Annotated in this window: 15 protein-coding genes and 1 tRNA gene; 3 read left to right on the forward strand and 13 right to left on the reverse strand. The window is 59.0% G+C overall.

From position 1 onward, the window contains the following. Positions 1–1,131: TonB-dependent receptor (locus tag WBP53_RS06090; RefSeq protein ID WP_423926966.1), on the reverse strand; the 1,131-nt coding region annotated here is incomplete at its 3' end. A 229-nt stretch (positions 1,132–1,360) separates the two neighbouring features. On the opposite strand from WBP53_RS06090, the gene WBP53_RS06095 reads away from it, so the two are divergent. Both WBP53_RS06095 and WBP53_RS06100 read left to right on the forward strand, forming a co-directional pair. Next, positions 1,361–2,758: a GntP family permease gene (locus tag WBP53_RS06095; RefSeq protein WP_423926968.1), complete on the forward strand. Its 1,398-nt coding sequence runs from the start codon at positions 1,361–1,363 to the stop codon at positions 2,756–2,758. A gap of 260 nt (positions 2,759–3,018) precedes the next feature. Beyond that, on the forward strand, positions 3,019–4,461 hold the full coding sequence (locus WBP53_RS06100; protein WP_423926970.1) for a hypothetical protein: 1,443 nt from the start codon (positions 3,019–3,021) through the stop codon (positions 4,459–4,461). A 111-nt stretch (positions 4,462–4,572) separates the two neighbouring features. Here the strand turns inward: WBP53_RS06100 and WBP53_RS06105 are convergent, their stop codons facing one another. Further along, positions 4,573–6,273: a hypothetical protein gene (locus tag WBP53_RS06105; RefSeq protein ID WP_423926972.1), complete on the reverse strand. Its 1,701-nt coding sequence runs from the start codon at positions 6,271–6,273 to the stop codon at positions 4,573–4,575. A 144-nt stretch (positions 6,274–6,417) separates the two neighbouring features. On the opposite strand from WBP53_RS06105, the gene WBP53_RS06110 reads away from it, so the two are divergent. Beyond that, positions 6,418–8,826: a tetratricopeptide repeat protein gene (locus WBP53_RS06110; RefSeq protein WP_423926974.1), complete on the forward strand. Its 2,409-nt coding sequence runs from the start codon at positions 6,418–6,420 to the stop codon at positions 8,824–8,826. 98 nt (positions 8,827–8,924) lie between these two features. Here the strand turns inward: WBP53_RS06110 and WBP53_RS06115 are convergent, their stop codons facing one another. The 11 genes from WBP53_RS06115 to WBP53_RS06165 all read right to left on the reverse strand — a co-directional run bounded on the left by WBP53_RS06115 (position 8,925) and on the right by WBP53_RS06165 (position 21,318). Further along, positions 8,925–9,494, reverse strand: a complete 570-nt coding sequence (locus WBP53_RS06115; RefSeq protein ID WP_423926976.1) for an ECF-type sigma factor — start codon at positions 9,492–9,494, stop codon at positions 8,925–8,927. Positions 9,495–9,582: 88 nt separating this feature from the next. Beyond that, the gene (locus tag WBP53_RS06120) at positions 9,583–10,980 is read right to left on the reverse strand and encodes a diguanylate cyclase domain-containing protein (protein WP_423926978.1); all 1,398 of its coding nucleotides are present in this window, start codon (positions 10,978–10,980) and stop codon (positions 9,583–9,585) included. Next, entirely contained in the window at positions 10,977–11,900 is a 924-nt protein-coding gene (locus WBP53_RS06125) for a phosphate/phosphite/phosphonate ABC transporter substrate-binding protein (protein ID WP_423926980.1), read from the reverse strand. Before WBP53_RS06125 ends, WBP53_RS06120 begins: the two co-directional genes overlap by 4 nt. Before the next feature lie 340 nt (positions 11,901–12,240). Further along, complete coding sequence (pnp, locus tag WBP53_RS06130) at positions 12,241–14,346, reverse strand: polyribonucleotide nucleotidyltransferase (protein ID WP_423926982.1); 2,106 nt, start codon at positions 14,344–14,346, stop codon at positions 12,241–12,243. Positions 14,347–14,514: 168 nt separating this feature from the next. After that, the gene (gene rpsO / locus WBP53_RS06135; RefSeq protein ID WP_324437884.1) at positions 14,515–14,784 is read right to left on the reverse strand and encodes a 30S ribosomal protein S15; all 270 of its coding nucleotides are present in this window, start codon (positions 14,782–14,784) and stop codon (positions 14,515–14,517) included. 148 nt (positions 14,785–14,932) lie between these two features. Continuing rightward, complete coding sequence (gene truB / locus WBP53_RS06140; protein WP_423926985.1) at positions 14,933–15,853, reverse strand: tRNA pseudouridine(55) synthase TruB; 921 nt, start codon at positions 15,851–15,853, stop codon at positions 14,933–14,935. Positions 15,854–15,875: 22 nt separating this feature from the next. After that, entirely contained in the window at positions 15,876–16,226 is a 351-nt protein-coding gene (gene rbfA, locus WBP53_RS06145) for a 30S ribosome-binding factor RbfA (protein ID WP_423926987.1), read from the reverse strand. A gap of 104 nt (positions 16,227–16,330) precedes the next feature. Next, positions 16,331–18,952: a translation initiation factor IF-2 gene (infB, locus tag WBP53_RS06150; RefSeq protein ID WP_423926989.1), complete on the reverse strand. Its 2,622-nt coding sequence runs from the start codon at positions 18,950–18,952 to the stop codon at positions 16,331–16,333. An 88-nt stretch (positions 18,953–19,040) separates the two neighbouring features. After that, a complete protein-coding gene (nusA, locus tag WBP53_RS06155; protein ID WP_423926991.1) occupies positions 19,041–20,525 on the reverse strand; it encodes a transcription termination factor NusA in 1,485 nt (494 codons plus the stop codon). Positions 20,526–20,558: 33 nt separating this feature from the next. After that, positions 20,559–21,086: a ribosome maturation factor RimP gene (gene rimP, locus WBP53_RS06160; RefSeq protein WP_423926993.1), complete on the reverse strand. Its 528-nt coding sequence runs from the start codon at positions 21,084–21,086 to the stop codon at positions 20,559–20,561. A gap of 155 nt (positions 21,087–21,241) precedes the next feature. After that, positions 21,242–21,318, reverse strand: a tRNA-Met gene (locus WBP53_RS06165). Positions 21,319–21,931 lie beyond the last annotated feature (613 nt).

Genomic DNA, 21,931 nt, shown 5'->3' on the forward strand with positions numbered 1-21,931 from the left:
ACCGAAAACACCGCGAGAGCTGCCACCAGCGTCGTAGTTGAACTGCAGCTCATTGGTGGTCTGGCTGTCGCTGTAGAAGGCCTTGACGTCAGCAATGGTCGGCTGATTGACGTCGAAGTCGATATTGGTATCGGTGTCCGACGAACGATAGGCGAGGATGTACTTCATCGACCACGCGTCATTGATCCACCAGTTCGCGGTAGCGGCGTATCCGTGCATGTCGGTGTTGTTGACGTTGGGCATGCCGTTGCGGACGTCATAGCGTGAATCAAGCGGCTCCACACCTGGAATGAAACGGTTGGGCGCGAGCATTTTTGCTCCGCGCACGCCGGACATGTCCTCCATCCAGTCGTAGTTGAAGACCACGTCGAAGGACTCACTTGCGAAGATGCCGAAACTCACGCGAGCCGCGTTGACCTGCTTGTCACTGACGGGCTGGTTGGTAACGATATTTTCGCCGAACCCATCGTGGTTCAGCGTGGCAACGGCGACTCGCCCACGAAACACGCCGTTTTCGTCGAATGCGCCACCCACGCCGGCCTTGGCATCAAGCTGATCGTAGTTGCCCACGGTCAACTGACCATAACCATTGAAATTGCGGTCCATTGGGCGCGAGATGTATTTGATCGCGCCGCCGATCGTGTTCTTTCCGTACAACGTTCCCTGGGGTCCGCGCAGGACTTCGATGCGTTCGACATCAAAGACATCGAGCAGCGCACCTTGCGGGCGAGCGATATAAACGTCATCCAGGTATATGCCGACACCGGGATCGACGCCCCAGAGTGGATCGGACTGTCCGACGCCGCGAATATAGGCTGTTATCGTGCTGCTGGAGCCGCGCGCAGCGTAAATGGTGAGGTTGGGCACCTTGCCGCTGAGGTCACCGAGATCTTCGACGTTGAGCGTGTCGACACGTTCCGGCGTGAATGCCGTGACTGCTACCGGCACATCGAGCAGGGTCTCGGTACGCTTTCTGGCGGTAACCTTGACGGCATCCATGCGTGTGATTTCGGCCGAACTGGAATCAACGCTCGAGCTTGTTTCCTCCGCGTCGGCGGAATCGTTGGCATCCTGGGCCTGGACACTGGCACTGAAGGCCAATCCAAGAACTACGCTAATGGCTAGACTCATCGGGTTGCGCTTCATCATTCCCCCTTCTGCATGGGTTTGTACTCGGTGATCGGTGATCCGGGGGTGTGGTCGAGGAAATCGGGCCACATTGCCGAACCTGGCTCGGCGCAGTCTGCCGACTGCGGGATCGATCGACACTTGTACCTTGGTACAGTGGGCCTTGATGCGGGTGACTGGGGATACTGCCTGCCCACTGCGCAAAGCGCGCGGTTGCTGTGGAGTTCCAAGCATGTCCCTGTTGATCGTGCTGGCCGCGCTGGCCTTCCTGATGTTCGTCGCCTATCGCGGCTACAGCGTGATCCTGTTCGCCCCCATCGCGGCACTGGGTGCCGTATTCCTGACCGACCCTGCCCTGGTCGCGCCGATGTTCACCGGCCTGTTCATGGAAAAGATGGTCGGCTTCCTCAAGCTCTACTTTCCGGTATTCCTGCTCGGTGCCGTGTTCGGCAAGCTGATCGAGATTTCCGGATTCTCCAAGTCGATCGTGGCTGCAACGATCCGCGTGGTCGGCGCTCAGCGCGCAATGCTCTCCATCGTTCTGGTCTGCGCCCTGCTCACCTACGGCGGCGTTTCCCTTTTTGTCGTCGTCTTCGCGGTTTATCCATTCGCGGCTGAACTGTTTCGCCAGAGTGACATCCCCAAGCGGCTCATCCCGGGAACGATCGCGCTTGGTGCCTTCACTTTCACGATGGATGCGCTGCCCGGAACACCCCAGATCCAGAACATCATTCCTGCCTCCTTTTTCGGAACCAACAGCTGGGCTGCGCCGATACTCGGAACACTGGGTGGCATCTTCATCCTGACCGTAGGCATGATCTATCTGGAATCACGCCGACGGCGCGCCGCCATTGCAGGCGAAGGCTATGGCGATCAACTGCTCAATGAGCCGGCCCCGTTTGCGGGGGAAAAGCTTGCCCATCCATTGCTTGCCATCTCCCCACTTCTGCTGGTTGGCATATCCAACTTCCTGTTTACCCGATGGATCCCGGGCTTCTATGGCGAGAGCCAGTCATTCCTTCCATCGGTGATTGGTGACCCCGCGCCTGTGGTGCAGGAAGTCTCCAAGCTGGCTGCAATCTGGGCGGTACAAGGTGCCTTGCTGGTAGGCATCGTTTGCGTGATCGTGTTTGCCTGGCGCCCCGTTATCGCGAGTTTTGCCGAAGGCACCAAGAACGCGATTGGCGGCGCATTGCTGGCGTCGATGAACACCGCATCCGAGTACGGCTTTGGCGCCGTGATTGCGGCATTGCCAGGATTCCTGGCCGTGGCCACGGCACTGAAGGCGATACCGAACCCGTTGGTGAATGAAGCGGTCTCTGTCACCGCCCTGGCCGGGATCACCGGTTCGGCATCAGGTGGCATGAGCATCGCCCTCGCCGCCATGGCCGACAGCTTCATCGCAAACGCCAACGCAGCAGGAATTCCGATGGAGGTCCTGCATCGTGTGGCCGCCATGGCTTCCGGCGGCATGGATACCCTGCCCCATAACGGGGCCGTGATCACCCTGTTGGCCGTCACCGGCCTCAGCCATCGGCAAAGCTACAAGGACATATTCGCGATCACCCTGATCAAGACCTCTGCCGTATTCGTCATCATCGGCTTGTTCTATCTGACGGGCTGGGTATAGACCTGCAGTAGAATAGCGCGGCGCCGCCTCTCCGGAAAACGTGATCTGGTTGGCGGTTCAAGTCGGAACCAATCTGCAGGAAATCTCCTCGGCGTCCCCAATAATTCTGCCTCGTCGGCGCCCATGCACCGACGCGTGGTTCAGCGCGCCGCCATCGGGCTTCTCGCTGACTCAAACCGCGAGCCGGGCAGTACACGTCCTTGAATCAGTCTGCTGCCGTGCCCGAATCGCTTGCTGACACAAGACAAAGGGGATCCACCTTGCGCATTCCATCCATTGCACTACTGTTGCTTGTTCTCTCATCCGCGGCACAAGCGAGCAATTATTCCATCAGCACTACCGCTGACAGCGGCGCCGGTTCATTGCGCCAGGCCATCCTGGATTCGAACTCGCCGGCCGGCAATGCGCACACGATCACGTTCACGGCCGCCTTTCCCAACAACGGCACAATTCTTCTCAACAGCAATCTCCCGACAATCCTGTCACAGAGTCTGATCATCATGGGGGGCAGCAAGCAGCCACGAATTGATGGTCAGTCCCTGCGTACGATTTTCAATGTCAGCAGCGGCACATCGATATTCGAGCTCAGCGATCTCACCTTGCAAAATGCGCTGGCTCCCGAGAGAGGCGCATGCATCAATTCCGGAAGCGATGCGACGGCGGGGGCTCTGCTTGCCGAGCGGGTCACTTTCAGCAACTGCCAGGCCAGCGGGGCCAACCTGATCCGCGGTGGTGCGATCCATTGGACCCGTACCAACGGCGCCATCACCCTGATCGACAGTCGCTTCCTCGGAAATGTCGTCACGGCCACTGCGAGCAATGGTCAGGCGACTGGCGGAGCCGTCTATGCCAACGCCAACTTCTTCGCAACGCGCACGCTATTCGAAGCCAACGGCGCTTTTTCATCCACAGGTGGAGGTCTGGGCGGCGCAGTTTCATTGCAGGGAATCATGCGAACCAATTCGATCACTGAATCGACATTTCGCTTCAATGCCGCCTCGCCAGGCGCCCCCATCTTTGGCTACGGCGGCGCCCTGTTTGTCGGCTGCGAGAATTGCACAACTCAAATAGCGCGTAGCTATTTGCGTGGAAACTCTGCAAATTATGGGGGAGCGATCTACGCCCGCAAGAATTCTGGCGGCGCTACCGATCTAATTCTTTCACTGGTCAATTCGTCCCTGTACAACAGCAGCGTCCTCAATACGGGAGGAGCGGTATTCATCGGGGTGGGAGCAGGCCTCAGCGCATCGAACAATACCTTCTACAACGGCGACGCGAGCAGTGGCGCACATTTGGGATTCGAAGCCAACATCGGTGCACAGGTCATCTACTTCCGCGCCAACTTGCTCGCACCAACCTATGCCGGAACTGCCTGCAGTGGCGCACCGACAATCACCAACCCGAGCTTCATCGGCTTCAATCTTCTCTCCGACAGCAGCTGCACCAACCTCGGCACCTCTGCCCTGCCGAACTCGCCGATTGGTAGTGCCCTCGTGGATGAGCGCCCCGGCCAGATCGGAGTGTTGCGATTCGGCGGCAGCGCGGTGATCGACAGCATCAGCAATGGCACGATTTGCGAACCGCTGGATGCCCGAAGCCAGGCACGCCCGATTGATGGCGATGGCAATGGCTCCGCCGAATGCGATGTCGGCGCATATGAGGATCCACGCGACATCATCTTCTTCGATGGATTCGACGCCTGAATCCGTTACCGGCTTCGGTGCGGCGAGCATCTGGTGTGCTCGCTGCACTTGCCTTGTTACAAACGTGAAGTAGCGTCAGAAGCAATGCCCATGAGCTCGCGTTGCCGATTGCTAGCGTCCGAACCCATCGACGAAAATCCGGTCCGGCTGGAAGCGTACGCCACCGGCGCCGCGCCCCATATCGATCAGGTTTATGCCTATGGGAACAGCAAGCGAGCTCTGCAATGAATCGCTGAACGGATTGACGAGAAAGACCGCGGGCACCCGATCGGCCGCTCCTGAAACCGCGGCCGCACTGTTGCCGGTCAGGATGGCGAGATCACCGTTGGCACTCACTTCGATGTGCTCGAACCCGGGACATTGATCAGGTGATCCGCTGTCAGTGCAATTCAGACCCACCACTTCCGGCGGCAATGCGATTTCGAGAAAATCGGTACTGCCGTCGAATGGTGCGCGAAGCAAGAAAGCCCGGGCACGAGTGCCTGCGAAAGCCGGGGGGAACAGAAACTGCTGGCCAACAATCAGAGACTGTCCATCGGGCGACACTGCCATGGGGCCAAGGCCCTGGACATCAGCTGGCGTCGGTATTTCGACAAAGCTGCTTGCAGCCGAGTATGGGGCGGTCGTCGTGCGTACGGCATTGGTGGTCGCAACCGTTTCGCTCATTACGCGGGTGACAAACAGGCGGTTTCCATCCGGCGTCAAGCGACACATGCTTGGCGACTGTACAATAGATGGAAATGGAATCGTGAAATCGACCGTGGTGTAGGGCGGACTGAGTACGCTGACGCCGGATGTATGGCAAACGAATGCACGCCTGTCCGGTGCGAAGTCGATCGCCGCGGTCACGAAGGAAAGAATGCGCAGCGCCGGGCTAATGGCAGTTACTATCGGCGGACTGACACCAAAATCGACAACTACGGCCTCTGCTGCCCCAGCCGCCGACTGGCCGATGCTGAGCGCATAGCGCCCGTTCGGATCCACGGCAAGACTGCCGTTCGCACTGGTCCGACCAGTCAGGCCGATGTTGGATACGGAGCCGGGGTTCGCGAGCGTCGAGCGATAAAGAGTTGGCTGCAGCAGATCGGCGAACAGCGCGCTACGTCCACCCAGGTAGCTCAGCCCATGAGGTGCCGAAGCGGCTGGCAATGCGAAAGTCTGTTGGGCAGTCACCGGCAAGCCACCACCGGGATTCTCGAGAAGCAACGCAAGATTGCCGTCATCGATGGTACTCATGATAGCCGGCTCGACGATCGACTCGAATTGTATGTGGTCGATCTCCATCACCGCAGTGCTCGTAAAGCGGATCGCCGAGACACCGCCCGCATCACGCACTCCAAAGAAGCGATCTTCGGCGGTGGTCCCGGAGATTGAGTTGTCGCCGAGATTTACCGGACCCACCACCCCCAACGATTGGCCCGAGGGTCCGAAAGCTTCGAAAGTCACCGCACTGGGGGCACCGTCAGTCCAGACCATACCGGCGTAGCGTGGAAACGGCGGTAGGAAATCTATCCTGATCGAGCTTCCAAACAAGCTGGTTCCGCCGGTTCCGGATCCGTCAATCGCGCCATCGTCGGCATCCACCGAATCGGTGATACTGCCCGGCGGCTGGATCGAGCTGGCTGAAGCCGAGATCCTCCGATCGAGCGAACGATCCTCGAATGTTTCGATAAATGTCGGCCCCGAGGCGAAGCCAGATGGTGTGCTTTCCGCAGACAGATACGGCAGCGGGCCGAAAAACTCGGCAGCACTGGCGCTCGAGTGAGCCGCGAAGGCAATCAACGCAAGCAAGCGGAACATGGATCGTGTCATCAAGGAAACTCCTGTGGCACAGGGAACCTCCCCTGCAATTACTCCTTCACGGAAGATGGCGGTCATTTTTGCCATGCAAGAAGGGCCGAGTAGCGGGCCGGCACTTTCGCTAAACTCCCACAAGCGCGTCCCCAGGGGATTCTGATGCCCGTTCGACCCGATGACTTCAAGACAGGGGGAGCCCTTCAGGGCGAAGTCGCCGAGTCATTGCTTCGCCTTCGGCATGCCCAGTCCGCGCCGCTGGTCGGCGACCTGGTTGGCAACTATCGGATCCTTGGCGAACTCGGTCGCGGCGGCATGGCAATCGTCTATCGCGCCGCGCGCGCTGATGGCGAGTACGAGCAGGAGGTAGCACTGAAATGGATGCCGGCCAGCCTAGCCGACGGCGAGAGCGAAGCCTTGTTCAGGCGTGAACGGCAGGCACTGGCGGATCTCAGCCATCCCCATATTGCGCACCTGCTCGACGGCGGCCGGACAGCGGAAGGACGCCCCTGGTTCGTCATGGAACTGATCAACGGCCAACCTCTGGATCAATACTGCAGTGACAGGGCGCTGCCGATTGCACAACGGCTCGTGCTTTTCCAGCAGGTCTGCAGCGCCGTAGCCTTCGCCCATGCACGCGGCGTGCTGCATCGCGACATCAAGCCTTCCAATGTCTTGGTCGATGAAGCGCAGCGAACACGACTACTCGATTTCGGCATTGCCCAATGGCTGGGAGAACATGACAACCTGGCCGTTCGCGCCTTCACCCCGGAATTCGCGAGCCCGGAACAGACCCGCGGCGACCGCCTCACGGTGGCTTCCGATGTTTTCCAACTCGGCCGCCTGTTGGCTACCTTGCTCAGGACAAACACGACCGAGGAATCAATAGCCGCCAGGACATCAACGCAGACAGGCCCGAAACTCCCCAAAGCGATGTCGGCGAATGTTCCAGAGGATCTTGTCGCCATCATGGCCAAGGCCTGCGCTACAGATCCCGCACAGCGCTATGCAACTGCCGACGCCCTTGCCGGTGAAGTGCGTGCCTGGCTACAGAATCGCCCCGTCGGTGCAATGCCACGGCGAGCAAGCTATGTCGTCAGACGTTTCGTCAAACGGCATCCCGTGCCGGTATCGCTGTCACTGGGCGCACTTGCCATTCTGTTTCTGGGCTCACTATATTTCACGCATCGCCTGAAGGCCGAGCGCGATACGGCCAGCTACCAGGCACAGGTGGCCACTTCAGTCCTCAATTTCCTGCGCCAGGACCTGCTCGCCGCGGCCGACCCTGGTGCTGCTCCTGGCCACGAACTCAGTGTGCGCGAAGCGCTCGATCTTGCATCCGCTTCTGCGGACCAGCGATTTGGAGAGTCGCCGGTCGAGCATGGGCTGATCCGCACCACGCTTGCGGGCCTCTATTCCCAACTCGGGAAATTCGCCAATGCAGAGTACGAAGCACGCAAAGCCGTAGTACTCGCGCAAACTTCCAATGCACCGCCAGAATCAAAGGGCGCTGCTGAATTCGCCTTGATAGATGCGCTACTCGCGGGAGGCAAACTTGATGATGCTCAGGCCCGAATCAGCGCACTCGCCAACATGGACGATGAAGGGTTCGGTTCGAGCGCAGGTGAAGCCGCCGAGCTCCGCCTGCATGAATCACGACTGGCCAATCTGCGCGGCCAGTTCGAAATCGCCCTGGCCTTGGCGCAGTCCGTTCAGTCGTCGCCGCTGGCGCAAGCAAAACCTGAAGATCCGATTGCCCTGTGGGCCAGCGAGGAAGCCGCTACCAATCTGCAGATGCTGGGCAGACACGAAGAAGCCTTGCCGCTGCTCATGCACATTCTTGAAGCACGTATCGCAAGACTCGGGCCACGGCATCCATCCAGCATCCTTGCGATGCATGAAATCGGATTGCTAAAGCGACATCAGGGACATAACGATCAGGCACTGGAGTGGCTGATGCGAGCCCTTGCCGAGAACCGAAGCGTTTTGGGATCCGAACATCCAGCCACATTGTCCAGCGCCAACGAACTTGCAACCGTACTGCAAGAGCTCCAACGCTATGATGAAGCCGAATCGCTGTTCGCCGAAGTACTCAGGGCGCGGCTGGATATTTTCGGCGAGGATCACCAGTTCACTCGCAATTCGATGAGCAATCTCGGGTTGCTGCATTCACTCACCGGACGCCTTGACCAGGCGGCGATCCTCTATGAGCGCGCCCTTGCGATAGAGACGCGACTGATTGGCGAATCCCATCCCGATACCATTGCGCTGATGCACAATATTGCAGGTCTCTACCGCAAGCAGGGTCGCATCAAGCAGGCACTATCGATGCACCGACGCGCCATCGCCAACGCAGTGGAAAACATTGGCGCGGAAGCCTGGCAAACGGCGTTGTTCCGTGCTGGGTACGCCCTTACCTTGCAAGCAGCCAAGCGCTTCGACGAAGCCAACAAAGAGCTGGTCAGCGCTATCCACATCCTCGAAAAGACCCTTGGTCCTCAGCACCCGCGCACCCTGCGCGCCGCTCGGATGCTTGCCGACTCGCAATTGGAGCGCAAAGCCCCACGGTAGCTATTCCTGCCACTTGCACGAAGTCTGCACGAAGCCAGGATTCCCAGAGGGAAACCGGGCGATCTTCGATGGAACCGGGCCTCTCTCCGACCAAAAATTCAGGAGTCAGAACCGGCACCGGCCTTGTTCAACTGGCTCGCAAGCCATTCGCGACCCGCATCCCAGTCGCGATGGACGGTCCGTGCCGAAATAGACAGCGCGATTGCAGTTTCCTCGTCGTTCAAGCCTCCAAAATAGCGATGCTCAAATACGAGCGCCTGGCGAGGCTCGATCTTCGCCAATCGTGTCAAGGCAGCATCGATTTCCATCAGTGACTCCAATTGACCATCTACCACCGCGTGGTCTTCCTCGATCGAAAGTATCTGTGCACCGCCGCCACGCTTGATGGCCAATCTCTCGCGAGCGTGATCGATCAGGATCTGGCGCATGATGCGCACGGCGGTCGACATCAGGTGACCACGGTTACGCGGTGCGCCACGGGCTCGCGAAAGACGCAAATAGCATTCATGCACCAGGGCTGTGGTATTGATCGTCATTTGACCGCCACCTGACAGTGATCGACGAGCCAGTCGCTTCAAGTCAGGGTAGACAAGAAACACTAGCTGATCCCATGCCTCGTGGCTGCCGGACTCCGCATCGTGCAGCAATTGGGTGACGGTTTCTGACATGCTCTTCGTCGCACTTCCGTGGAGCACGCATCCTACCTGTGCAAGACTCGATACGCCCAATGCTGCTCCCCAACTCCCGGATCAGGCATCAACTGCCGCCAGAAGCGTCCTCTGAAAGCGTCTTGCGGCGCCCCGGATTCGAGGTGCTGCGATCATGGAAACTATAGCGGTTCTTGCCTGCGCGCTTCGCTTCGTACATGGCAACATCACCTGCCTTCATGATTTGCGAAGCGGTGATGCCATCATCCGGAAATACTGCAATTCCGAACGATGCACTGAACTGGAAGGTACGATCATCAATCGTGGTCGGGCGGCCAAATTCCTCGATCAGCCGCTCTGCCAGACGGGTGACGAGTTGGCGCAGTGGAGTGTCCACGCCAGGTGCAGCCTGAACCAGGAGAATGAACTCGTCGCCGCCGAGGCGTGCCGGCTTGGTCTCGATTTGCTCATCCGCGTTGACCACCTCGCGAAACCGCTCGGCAAACCGGCACAGCAATTTGTCTCCGGCATCGTGACCCCATGAGTCGTTGACTGGCTTGAAGTCATCGATATCCGCAAGGATCACGGCGAAGCTGGATTTCCGCCCAAAGGCCACGTGAGCATCGAGGCTCTCGCGAAACGAGCGCCGGTTGGCCAATCCGGTCAATGAATCCGTGTTGGCAATCCGTCGAATGTCGCGATCTCGCCTGGCGATACCTTCGGTCATGCGCTCGAACGCCCGAATCAGTTCGCCAATCTCATCCTTGTTGTCCTTTCCGGGCAGGCTGACCGAAAGATTACCGGCCTCGATCTCCAGTGCCGCGTCCGCAAGGCGCCGTATCGGCCTGATCAGGACTCGTTGCATGATGACGCTGACAATGATCCCCAGCAGGATGGCCAGTCCAATCAATCCGGTGACGCCAAGAAAGTAGCGGCGTGAGATGCTGTTCAGCCGCTCCTCAAGCGCCCTGGTGGCTTCCACTTCGTATCGCTGCACCGAAGCGAGCGAATAGCCAATGCGAACGCCGCCGAGTCGCTCGTCTCCGAGCAAAATGGGTGAAGACACGTCAACTACATCGCTGTCGCGCTGAAGAAGTGTCTCACTGGCGCCGATGGCTTTTGCAGCGAGCGGATCCGACATGACCTGTCCGTAGCTCGCAATCGCATCGGAGCCATCGTGAATGACGGCACCTTGAGGATCAAATACAGTCGCGTACTGCACGTCAGGCTGAGCGAGCACGTCTCCGACAATCCGACCGATCATTTCGAGATCAAAATTGTAGAGCGGATTGATCAGGACCTCTGCAGTAGTGTCCCCTACTGCTCGGGCCTGCTCTTGCAGACGCTCAAGCACGAGATTCTGGATGGATTCTCTGGTCAGCTCGACGACATCGCGCTGCAAGGACACCTGACGCTGCAAGAGCCCGGCAAGCGCAAGCAGGGACAGGAGCAACGCGATGATGACCAGCGTGATGAACCTGGCCTGGAGCCCGTATCGAATGCTCATTCGATACCTGCACTGACTTTGTTGACGCCGATGCGCAGTCGCTCCATATCGTCCCTGTCGCGCTCGTCCAGGTCGAAGAAACGCATGGACTGATGGTATTGCTCCAGCAGGCCGACAGCTTCAGGGTCATCTGCCATTCCGATCAGCACCTCACGCAGGCGCGCGCGAACCGCAGGGTCTAGCGTCTTTCGAACAATCTCAACTCCTCTCGGAACCTCGGGGCTTTCCCGCAGCACCACGAAATCACTCCTGAAGAATTCAGGAATCTTGCGCGGATTGGTCCAGTCAAGGTTACTCACCGCTCCCACGTCGACCAATTCCTTGTGCACCCACGTGGCGATGTTGCGCTCTGTTCTGGCGAACACGTAGCCGACGGAATCGGGAACCGGTGGATCGAACGGGGAACCGAGTATCTCGAGGTTCATGCCGCGCTCAAGCAACTCCATTGCCGGAATGAAATAGGCGCTGGTCGATGTGGGATTCTGGAAGGCGATTCGATGGCCCTGCAGATCATCGAGCGACTTCACGTCGTTGTCGCGACGCGCGAAATAGATCGTGTGATATCGGCGAATGCCGTTTCTATCGGACAGGAGAAACGTCTCCGCACCGGCCCGGCGCTGCAACAAAACCGCGCCACCAGCCGTTTCGGAAACCCAGTCGACCCTGCCACGACGAAGATAGCTGGCCATCTGCAGCGCGTCGCGCGCCATCAATACCTTGCCTTCATGTATGCCGACGTCGCCCATGCGCGAGACAACATAGTCGAGCAAGACCTTCATCGATTCGTAGTGCGACTTGGGGTCGTCGCTGATTCGACCCAGCACCAGCACGCCGGAGTCTTCATTCGCGTGCGCAGGCGCTCCAGCCCCGGGGATGAGGCAGGCAAGCATGAAAAACAGCCGGGCTATCGAACCAGTCAACGTGTAGTGCCTTCCAGTACTGGATTACAGACTATCGGAATACTCGAACGTGCAACAGGCAGTGCAGCAAGATTCGTGCCCGAAAACCGTGAAGAACTGTCATATGTCCTGCGAAACCGACTTTGTCGCTGGCTTGCCCGGTAATTGCTGCCCCGACATTAGTGTCAATTGGATTATTTGAGCGATCCACGCTTGATTCTGAACAAGGCTGACCGCTGCCCGGTTTCGGGGCGATGTTGCCGTGTGCAACGGCCAGGGCCAGTTCGAGTCACCGACATTGTTTCGGCGCAACAAAAAAGCGGGCCGAAGCCCGCTTTTTTGCATTCATGAAATGAAGCAATCAGTCGCTGACGCCTTCGCCTTCTTCGACTGCCTTCATCGACAGGCGGATACGGCCCTGCTTGTCGACCTCGAGCACCTTGACCTTGACGATGTCGCCTTCCTTGAGTTTGTCGGAGACTTTCTCGACACGCTCATTGGAGATCTGCGAGACGTGAACGAGTCCGTCCTTGCCCGGCAGGATGGTCACGAATGCGCCAAAGTCCATGAGCTTGGCAACCTTGCCTTCGTAGATGCGACCTGGCTCGACGTCGGAAACGATCATTTCGATGCGCTTCTTGGCTTCATCCGCTGCGGCGCGATTCACCGAGGCGATGATGATGGTGCCGTCGTCGGTGATGTCGATCGTGGTACCGGTTTCCTCGGTGATCGAACGAATCACCGAACCACCCTTGCCGATCACTTCACGGATCTTGTCCGGATGGATGCGCATGGTCAGAAGACGCGGCGCGAATTCGCTCATCTCGGTGCGTGCAGCGCCAAGAGCCTTGTTCATCTCGCCGAGGATGTGCAGGCGGCCCTGCTTGGCCTGGGCCAGCGCGACCTTCATGATTTCTTCGGTGATGCCATCAATCTTGATGTCCATCTGCAGGGCACTGATGCCATCTGCGCTACCCGCTACCTTGAAGTCCATGTCGCCGAGATGATCTTCGTCGCCAAGGATGTCGGAAAGCACCACGTAATCATTGCCTTCCTTGACCAGACCCATGGCGATACCAGCCACCGGCGCCTTCAGCGGCACGCCTGCATCCATCATCGCAAGCGACGATCCGCAAACCGAAGCCATCGATGACGAACCGTTCGACTCCGTGATTTCGGAGACGACGCGCAGCACGTACGGGAAATCTTCCATCGTCGGCTTGACCGCGAGCACACCGCGCTTGGCGAGTCGCCCGTGACCGATCTCGCGACGCTTCGGGCCCATCATGCGACCTGCTTCGCCGACCGAGTACGGAGGGAAGTTGTAATGGAACAGGAACGGATCCTTCGATTCGCCTTCCACTGCATCGATGATCTGCGCGTCGCGACCGGTACCGAGAGTAACCGTGACCAGCGCCTGCGTTTCACCGCGGGTGAAGAGTGCCGACCCGTGGGTACGCGGCAATACGCCGGTACGGATCGAGATCGCGCGGACATCATCAAGGTTTCGACCATCGATACGCTTCTTGGTGGCCAGCACCGAGGCGCGCAAGGTGGTGTACTCAAGTTCGGAGAACTCCTTGGAGAGATCGCCGTTTGCCCAACCATTGGCTTCAGCGGTTTCCTTGAGTCCGGCGATGACGTCCTTCTTCAGGGCGCTGATCGCATCGCGGCGTTCGATCTTGTCGACCACGGCGTAGGCGGCTACCAATCGATCGCCAACTGCATTCTTGATTGCGTCGACGATGGCCGGGTTGCGCTCAGGCGCCGTCCACGAGAACGACTTCTGGCCAACTTCGGCGACGAATTCGTTGATCGCCTTGACCGCTTCCTTGATCGCATTGTGGCCAAACACCACCGCGCCGAGCATGACATCTTCGCTGAGCAGCTTGGCTTCGGATTCGACCATCAGCACCGCATTGGCGGTACCGGCAACAATCAACTCAAGCTCGGAAGTCTTCAGCTCGGTTGCGGTCGGCATGAGGATGTAGTTGCCATCGGCGTAGCCGATTTTCGCTGCACCGATCGGACCGGCAAACGGGAGCCCGGAAAGAGCCAGCGCCGCAGAGGCGCCAAGCAACGCCGGAATATCGCCGTCGATATCCGGGTTCATGGACATGACCGTGGCGATGATCTGCACTTCGTTGCGGAAGTACTCCGGGAAAAGCGGACGGATCGGACGATCGATCAGTCGCGAGGTAAGCGTTTCCTTTTCGGTCTGGCGTCCTTCGCGCTTGAAGAAGCCACCCGGGATTCGACCACCTGCGTAGAATTTTTCCTGGTAGTCGACCGTGAGCGGGAAGAAGTCCTGTCCGTCACGTGCCGACTTGGCGCCGACCGCGGTGACGAGGACGACGGTATCGCCGATCCTGACGACGACCGCACCACTGGCCTGGCGAGCGATTTCGCCCGTCTCCAGTGTGACTTCATGATTGCCGTACTGGAATGTCTTGGTTACTTTCGCCACGTTATTTGTGTCCTAAAAATTTTGAGCACAAACATGCCTGCGATGGCGCGCTTGTGCGTCAAGTGAAAAGTGCGGCCAGGGATGGCCGCTCTGGACTTCATCCAAACGCGAAACGTTGGCCCATTCGCCAACGATTGCACATGCCGCGTTTTTGGACGAACGCACGAATTACCTACGCAAGCCGAGACGTTCGATCAGAGTCTTGTAACGATCGTTGTCCTTGCTCTTGAGGTAGTTGAGCAGGCGACGACGCTGGTTGACCATCTTGAGCAGGCCGCGACGCGAATGATGATCCTTGTCGTGATCGGCGAAGTGCTTTGAAAGATGTTCGATGCGAGCCGAGAGCAATGCAACCTGGACTTCCGGCGAACCGGTATCGTTGGCTACACGACCGTAGTCGGCGATGATCTTGCTGGTTGTTTCTACGTTGAGCGACATTTTGGAAACCCTTATGGAACGAGGGCGAGGCTTGGGAACGGTCACCAGCCGGCGACAGTTACCAAGCCCCGCATGGAAGATAAGCCGGGAAAGCTGCCTATTTTAGCTGGCAAAGGTGCGTTGCAACAAGTTCTCTGCACCAGGCGAGTCAGTTTTGGGCATCTGGAGGCCCCAAATTGAAGCCGCGCAAGGTGCGCAAGGTGCCATCCGGGTGCGCCTCGACCAGCGCGAGCAAGCCTCCCTGGGCGGATTTCGCCATATAGGTGCCAGGTTCCCGCAGCAGTCTGATGCGCTGACCCTGGCGTAATTTCTGGCTATCGGACTCATCCAGAACGATCTCGGGATAACCGATCAAACCGGACTCGACAGGCAACAAGCGTGCATCTAGCGCCTCGACGCCTTCGGCTGCCAGTCGCTCGAGCTCGTCAAGAGTCGTCATTTCTGGCGAAAGGAATGGCTCCACCCAGGTCCTGCGCAAAGCGCTGACATGCGCGCCGCACCCCAACGCATCGCCAAGATCACGCACAAGACTGCGCACATAGGTGCCGGAGCCACATTCAACGTGAAGATGAAGCGTATCGCCTTCGCGCGAAGTCAGATCGAACTTGTGGACGTCGACCTCGCGCGCTTCTATTTCGATGCTCTCCCCACGCCGAGCCAGCTGATACAACCGCTCACCATCGCGTTTGAGCGCGGAATAGATCGGGGGTACCTGCCGGATCTTCCCGCGAAAGCCCACCAGAGCGCGCTCGATGTCTTCGTCGGAAAGCTCGGGAACGGTTCGAACATCGATAACAGCACCCGTGGAATCCGCAGTATCAGTGCTGACGCCCAGGACACATTGCGCTTCGTAAGCCTTGGAGGAACCCAGCAGCAGGCCGGCAATCTTGGTTGCCTCGCCAAAACATAGTGGCAAGAGGCCAGTCGCCAATGGATCGAGGCTGCCGGTGTGCCCACCCTTGGCCGCCCAGTACAGATTCCTGGCTTTCTGCAAGGCCTGGTTGGAACTGAGGCCAATGGGCTTGTCCAGCAGGAGCAATCCATGGACATCGCGCCAGTGCTTTTTCATGGACGCACGAACCAGACTGCCCTCATTCGTTGTCGGGCGCGTTCTCGCGCAGCAACTGCTCGATGCGCTCGCCCCGATCGACGGAGTCGTCGTACTGGAAGCGGATCTCCGGGACCAGACGCATCTTCAGCGTGCGTGACAGCTCACGCCGAAACTCGAAAGCCATTTCATTGAGTGCCTTGACAGCCTTGTCCGAATCCCCGGCCAGCAGCGTGGTAACGAACACACGCGCCATGTCGAGATCCTTCGTTACCTCGACATCGGAAACACTGACCGAAGGCAAGGCATGATCGCGTACGGCCTGATGCACAAGCACGGCCACTTCCTTGCGCAACTGCACGGCAACTCGATCGGAACGGGTGAAATCGGACATGGCTTTACTCCGGGATTCGAGAATCAGGATTCGGGATTCGAAAGAGAGTGGGTCGCGGGATCCGCTCTGCGAATCCCCAATCCCCAATCACGAATCCCGGTCCGTTACAGCGTCCGCTGTACTTCGATGCGCTCGAAGCATTCGATCTGGTCGCCGGCCTTGACGTCGTTGTATTGCTTGACGGCAATACCGCACTCGGTTCCGTTGCGAACTTCTTCGACCAGCTCCTTGAAACGACGCAGCGATTCCAGTTCGCCTTCGAAGATGACCGTACTATCGCGCAGGACACGAATCGGCTTGTTGCGCTTGACCGTACCCTCGACAACCATGCAACCGGCGACTGCACCAAACTTCGACGAACGGAATACGTCGCGAACTTCGGCGATGCCGATGATCTCCTCGCGAATTTCCACGCCGAGCAAACCGGTGGCCACCTGCTTCACCTGATCGATGACGTCATAGATGATCGAGAAGTAGCGCAGATCCAGCCCGCTCGACTCGACCACGCGACGTGCCGCCGCGTCGGCGCGCACGTTGAAGCCGATAATCGTGGCCTTCGACGATGCAGCGCGCGTGGCATCGGACTCGGTGATTCCACCGACGCCCGAAGAGATCACGTTGATCTTGATCATGTCGTTGCTGAGCGCGGTCAGCGATTGGCGCAAGGCCTCGACCGAACCCTGCACATCGGCCTTGATGACCAGATTGAGGGAGAGTTGTCCTTCGGCCTGACCCATCTGCGCAAGCACGTCTTCCATGCGATTGCCCGCGGCCTGCACAAGACGCGTGTCGCGTCGCTTGGCATCACGCTGGCTGGCGACGTCCTTGGCCAGGCGCTCATCGGCGACGACGACGAAATCATCGCCTGCCTCAGGCACGCCGGAAAGACCAAGCAATTGCGCCGGAATGGACGGACCAGCTTCGTCGATCTGCTTGCCGTTCTCGTCGAAAATCGCACGAACCCGGCCATATTCCACGCCGCAGACCACGAAATCACCTTTCTTCAAGGTGCCTTGCTGGACCAGCACGGTTGCCACCGGGCCACGTCCCTTGTCCAGGCTTGATTCGATGACGGCGCCTGATGCGCGACCTTCACGCACGGCCTTCAATTCCATCAGTTCGGCCTGCAGCGAAACGGCTTCCAGCAGAGCATCGATGCCATCCCCGGATTTGGCTGAAACCGGAACGAACTGCACATCGCCGCCCCAGTCTTCGGGGACGACTTCGTGCTGAACGAGACCTTGCTTTACCTGCTCGGGATCAGCCTCGGGCTTGTCCATCTTGTTGACTGCAACAATCAGCGGCACCTTCGCTTCACGAGCATGCTTGATCGCTTCGACCGTTTGCGGCTTGACGCCGTCGTCCGCAGCCACGACAAGAATGACGATGTCCGTCGCCTGTGCGCCACGCTGGCGCATCGAGGTGAAGGCGGCATGGCCCGGAGTGTCGAGGAAGGTGATCACGCCCTTGGGCGTATCCACGTGATAGGCACCAATGTGCTGGGTGATGCCGCCCGCCTCGCCTGAAGCGATCTTCGTCCGGCGAATGGTGTCGAGCAGCGAGGTCTTGCCGTGATCGACGTGGCCCATGATGGTCACAACCGGTGGACGCGGCTCGGCCTCACCGGACGTCTCCGCATGTGCCAGCAAGCTGACCTCTGCGTCGGTATCGGTAGCCTTGACTGCCGTGTGGCCCATTTCCTCGACAACCAGCTGTGCCGTGTCGTGGTCGATGACCTGATTGATCGTGGCCATCACACCCATCTTGAACAGTACCTTGACGACTTCGGCGCCCTTCACGGCCATACGCTGGGCCAGATCGGCAACACTGATCGTTTCGCCCAGCTCGACTTCGCGAATAACCGGAGCCGATGGCCTGGAGAATCCATGCGCGCCCGCTGAACGCGAGGGCTCGGCCGCACGCCCACGAGGCTTCTTGCGACCTGTGCGGCGCGCGCTTCCTTCCTGCGACAAGTGCAGTTCGTTGCCGAAGTAGCGCTTGGAAGGCGGCGATCCGTTGCTGTCGCGACCGCGATGGCCACTCACATGCTTGGGCTTGCCGTGACGGCCAGCGCCTTCTGCCGGTGGCCCCGCTCGGCTGTCATCACGCGGCGGACGATCAGCCGGAGCACCGGCTGTCGGCAAGACGGGCGCGGGAGCAGCTTCGCTGGCTTCCTTCTTGCTGCGCAGTTGTTCTGCTTCGCTGGCTGCCGCGACTCGGGCAGCCTCGAGAGCTTTCTGCTTTTCTTCTTCAGCAGCCTTGAGCCTGGCTTCCTCTTCCTGACGGCGAAGGTCGGCCTCGACGCGAGCCTGCTCTTCAGCGTCCCGCTTGGCCTGGGATTCCTCAAGCTTGCGAATTGCATCTTCGCGCTCGGGATCGATGGATTTGCCCTGGTCCTCGACCACACTCCGCTTGACGTAGGTGCGCTTCTGGCGAACCTCGACGTTGACGGTCTTGGTGGCAGCGCCACGCTGGCCCGGATTGACGGTCAATTCGCTGACCGTGCGTCGCTTGAGCGTCACCTGCCTGGGCGCGCTGTCGGAGCTGGAGGCTTCTCCCTTGCCATGATTGCGGCGCAGGAAGCCGAGCAGCTTCACCTTTTCGGTACTGCTGATCGACTGCTCCGGGTCGGAGAAGCTCATCCCGGCTTCAGCCAGCTGCGAAAGCAGCTTGTCCACCGGCGTGGCCAATATCGTGGCCAATTGCTTGATTGTTACGTCCGACATTTTCTGTACTCCTGACCTGCCCGCGATTGCCTCACATCCATCCACACTCCGCATCGGGATTCGCCCGACGCAGTGATTGAAGGAAGCGTCAGGTCTCGCGTGCCGCCATAATCAATGCTGCTGCTCGTTCTTCATCGACGCCTTCAATGGCCAGTTCGACCAGTTCGTCGGTAGCCAGATCGGCGAGATTCTCGCGAGTCACGATGCCGTGCTGGGCAAGCTCGTATGCCAACCCTTCATCCATGGATTCAAGCGCAAGCAGGTCGTCAGCAGGCTTGTGCTCTTCGATTTCTTCTTCGACCGCCAACGCATCAGTGACCAGCGCATCACGGGCACGCGCACGAAGTTCCTCGACGATATCCTCGTCGAAGCCATCGATGGCGAGCAGTTCCGCAGTAGGGACGTAGGCGATTTCCTCGACCGTTGAGAAGCCCTCCTGCACGAGGATCTGGGCAATTTCGTTGTCGACTTCAAGCTTCTCGACAAACAGATCCCGCGCCGCTTCCTGCTCGCTTTCACTTTTCTCGCGAACCTGATCAGCCGTCATGACATTGAGCTGCCAGCCTGACAACTTGCTGGCGAGGCGCACGTTCTGGCCACCACGGCCAATTGCCTGGGACAACTTGTCCTCGGCAACTGCGATGTCCATCGAGTGCTTTTCTTCGTCGACGATGATCGACTGAACTTCGGCAGGCGCCATCGCATTGATGACGAACTGTGCGTTGTTTTCGTTCCACAGAACGATATCAATGCGCTCGCCATTGAGCTCGTTGGACACAGCCTGCACGCGCGAACCACGCATGCCGATGCAAGCACCGATAGGATCGGTACGGTGATCGTGGGCGAGCACGGCGATCTTGGCGCGATCGCCCGGATCACGTGCACATGCCTTGATTTCGACCAGGCCCTGCCCGACTTCCGGCACTTCGAGCTTGAACAACTCGATCATGAATTCCGGCGCCGTGCGCGAGATGAACAGCTGCGGACCACGCGGTTCGGAGCGAACTTCGAAAAGGTATCCGCGTACGCGATCACCAGCGCGGACTGCTTCGCGCGGGATCGACTTGTCGCGTGGAATGAAGGCCTCGGCATTGCCGCCAAGATCGATGTAGAGATTGCCGCGTTCGACGCGTTTGACGATGCCGGTGATCAGCTCGCCGACCCGGTCGGCATACGCCTCGACGATCTGCGCCCGTTCGGCTTCGCGAACACGCTGCACGATGACCTGCTTGGCGGCCTGGGCGGCAATGCGCCCAAACTCCGGATTCTCGATCTGCTCCTCGATGTACTCGCCCACCTGGCTATCGGGCGCGACATCGATGGCATCCATCAGGCGAATCTGCCAATCCGGCGACTCCATGACGACGTCATCGGCGACAACTTCCCAGCGTCGGAACGTTTCGTACTCGCCGGATTCCTTGTCGATCGACACACGAGCGAGGATCTCCTCGGTCGGATAGCGCTTCTTCGCCGCAGAGGCGAGAGCAGCTTCCATCGCCTCGATAATGACGTCCTCAGGGACGCCCTTTTCGTTGGCAACGGCATCAACCACCAGCAATAGTTCTTTGCTCATCAGTTCAACTCCTGAGCGACCGCCGTGGCGGCCTCACTTGTGTTTCGGGTCACGCTTGCGCGACCCGGTGTCCGCTTTCTTCTTTGGCGCTGCGGAAATGCCGAGCGCCTCGTAATCCGGTATCAGTTTTGCCTTGACGACATTGGCGTGGCTGATCACCACTTCCTTGCCATCCTGATCGAGATGAATCCGATCGTCCTCGACGCTAAGCACCTCACCCTGGAATCGATGGCGACCATCAACGGGCAGCGCAACGTTCAATTTCACGGTGCAGCCGACAAAGCGCACGAAATGTTCCAGCGTGAATAGCGGCCGATCGATTCCGGGAGAGGACACCTCAAGGGTGTAGCGGCCCTCGATCGGATCGTTGACATCCATCAGCGCCGAAATTTCGCGGCTGACCCGTTCGCAATCCTCGATCGCAACCGGGCGCCCTGGCGCATCGATATATACGCGCAACAGACTGCTGCCGCGGCTCGGACTGAATTCGATACCAACGAATTCCAGGCCGAGGTCGCTGACCAGCGGATTCAGAAGTTCATTGAGTTTCTCGTTCGTCACTGCGATCAGTCGCTCCGCGCCAAATCTCACCAAAAAAAAATGGGCGCAAGGCCCATTCTGTAGTTCACCGTTGTCTTGCTTCCCAGGCATCGGTGCTCGCGCTTCCTGCGCTTTCCCGGCGGAAGGGCCGCCGTAGCGGCCCTTCGCTGGAAACCTGGTAGCGGGGGCAGGATTTGAACCTGCGACCTTCGGGTTATGAGCCCGACGAGCTGCCAGACTGCTCCACCCCGCATCAGAGCCGCGCATTGTAACCATGTGTCATGAAAGGCGCAAGACGCGTCGTGCTTGTGGTTGTCTGTATTGAGGCAATGGGACCCTGACGCGTTCTCCGCGTTCATCAACATCGTCAAAGAAGGTGTTTTCCGGGACATTCGCTCGTCGCAGCGGCGATAGAGCACGCCTTGACTCACTCCTCCCGGGATCGCGGATTGGAAATGACGGAACGATGAGCTGAATGAGCGACGAGCGAATCAGCTGCCTGAGAGCATTTTCGGCTTTGTCCAGGATGCCTGTCCCTCCGCGGCGCTGGATTTCCGACAAGAAGACGAATATTGCTCGGCACCCCCACCCTCGACAAGGATCTTCGAGCCTTCTGCGCATCGCCGGTGCGGAGCGAGCCGAATGCCCGCTCCGCACCCTTCCAATAGACCTCCAGGCGACATGGTCCTACAAGCCCTTGTCCATCTGGAGACCGACCCGAACCTCACTCAGAATGCGTACTGATATCCGGCAACCAGCTGCCAGCCTGTTTCCATTTGAGGCCCGCGCAGTCGTTGGTAGAGCGGAAGCAGAATTTCGACAGCCAGACGATTCCCGCGCATGGATCCTTGCGCTGCATAGTTCAT

Source organism: Dokdonella sp. (assembly GCF_049593775.1).
In the GTDB taxonomy this organism is placed as follows: Bacteria; Pseudomonadota; Gammaproteobacteria; order Xanthomonadales; family Rhodanobacteraceae; genus Dokdonella.

Bases quoted from the DNA above. Each gene is read 5' to 3' on its own strand.
- WBP53_RS06115 (WP_423926976.1), bottom strand. From the start codon at position 9,494: ATGTCAGAAACCGTCACCCAATTGCTGCACGATGCGGAGTCCGGCAGC.
- rpsO (WP_324437884.1), bottom strand. From the start codon at position 14,784: ATGTCGCTCAACGTAGAAACAACCAGCAAGATCATCGCCGACTACGGT.
- WBP53_RS06105 (WP_423926972.1), bottom strand. From the start codon at position 6,273: ATGACACGATCCATGTTCCGCTTGCTTGCGTTGATTGCCTTCGCGGCT.
- WBP53_RS06095 (WP_423926968.1), top strand. From the start codon at position 1,361: ATGTCCCTGTTGATCGTGCTGGCCGCGCTGGCCTTCCTGATGTTCGTC.
- WBP53_RS06110 (WP_423926974.1), top strand. From the start codon at position 6,418: ATGCCCGTTCGACCCGATGACTTCAAGACAGGGGGAGCCCTTCAGGGC.
- WBP53_RS06120 (WP_423926978.1), bottom strand. From the start codon at position 10,980: ATGAGCATTCGATACGGGCTCCAGGCCAGGTTCATCACGCTGGTCATC.
- infB (WP_423926989.1), bottom strand. From the start codon at position 18,952: ATGTCGGACGTAACAATCAAGCAATTGGCCACGATATTGGCCACGCCG.
- nusA (WP_423926991.1), bottom strand. From the start codon at position 20,525: ATGAGCAAAGAACTATTGCTGGTGGTTGATGCCGTTGCCAACGAAAAG.
- rbfA (WP_423926987.1), bottom strand. From the start codon at position 16,226: ATGTCCGATTTCACCCGTTCCGATCGAGTTGCCGTGCAGTTGCGCAAG.
- truB (WP_423926985.1), bottom strand. From the start codon at position 15,853: ATGAAAAAGCACTGGCGCGATGTCCATGGATTGCTCCTGCTGGACAAG.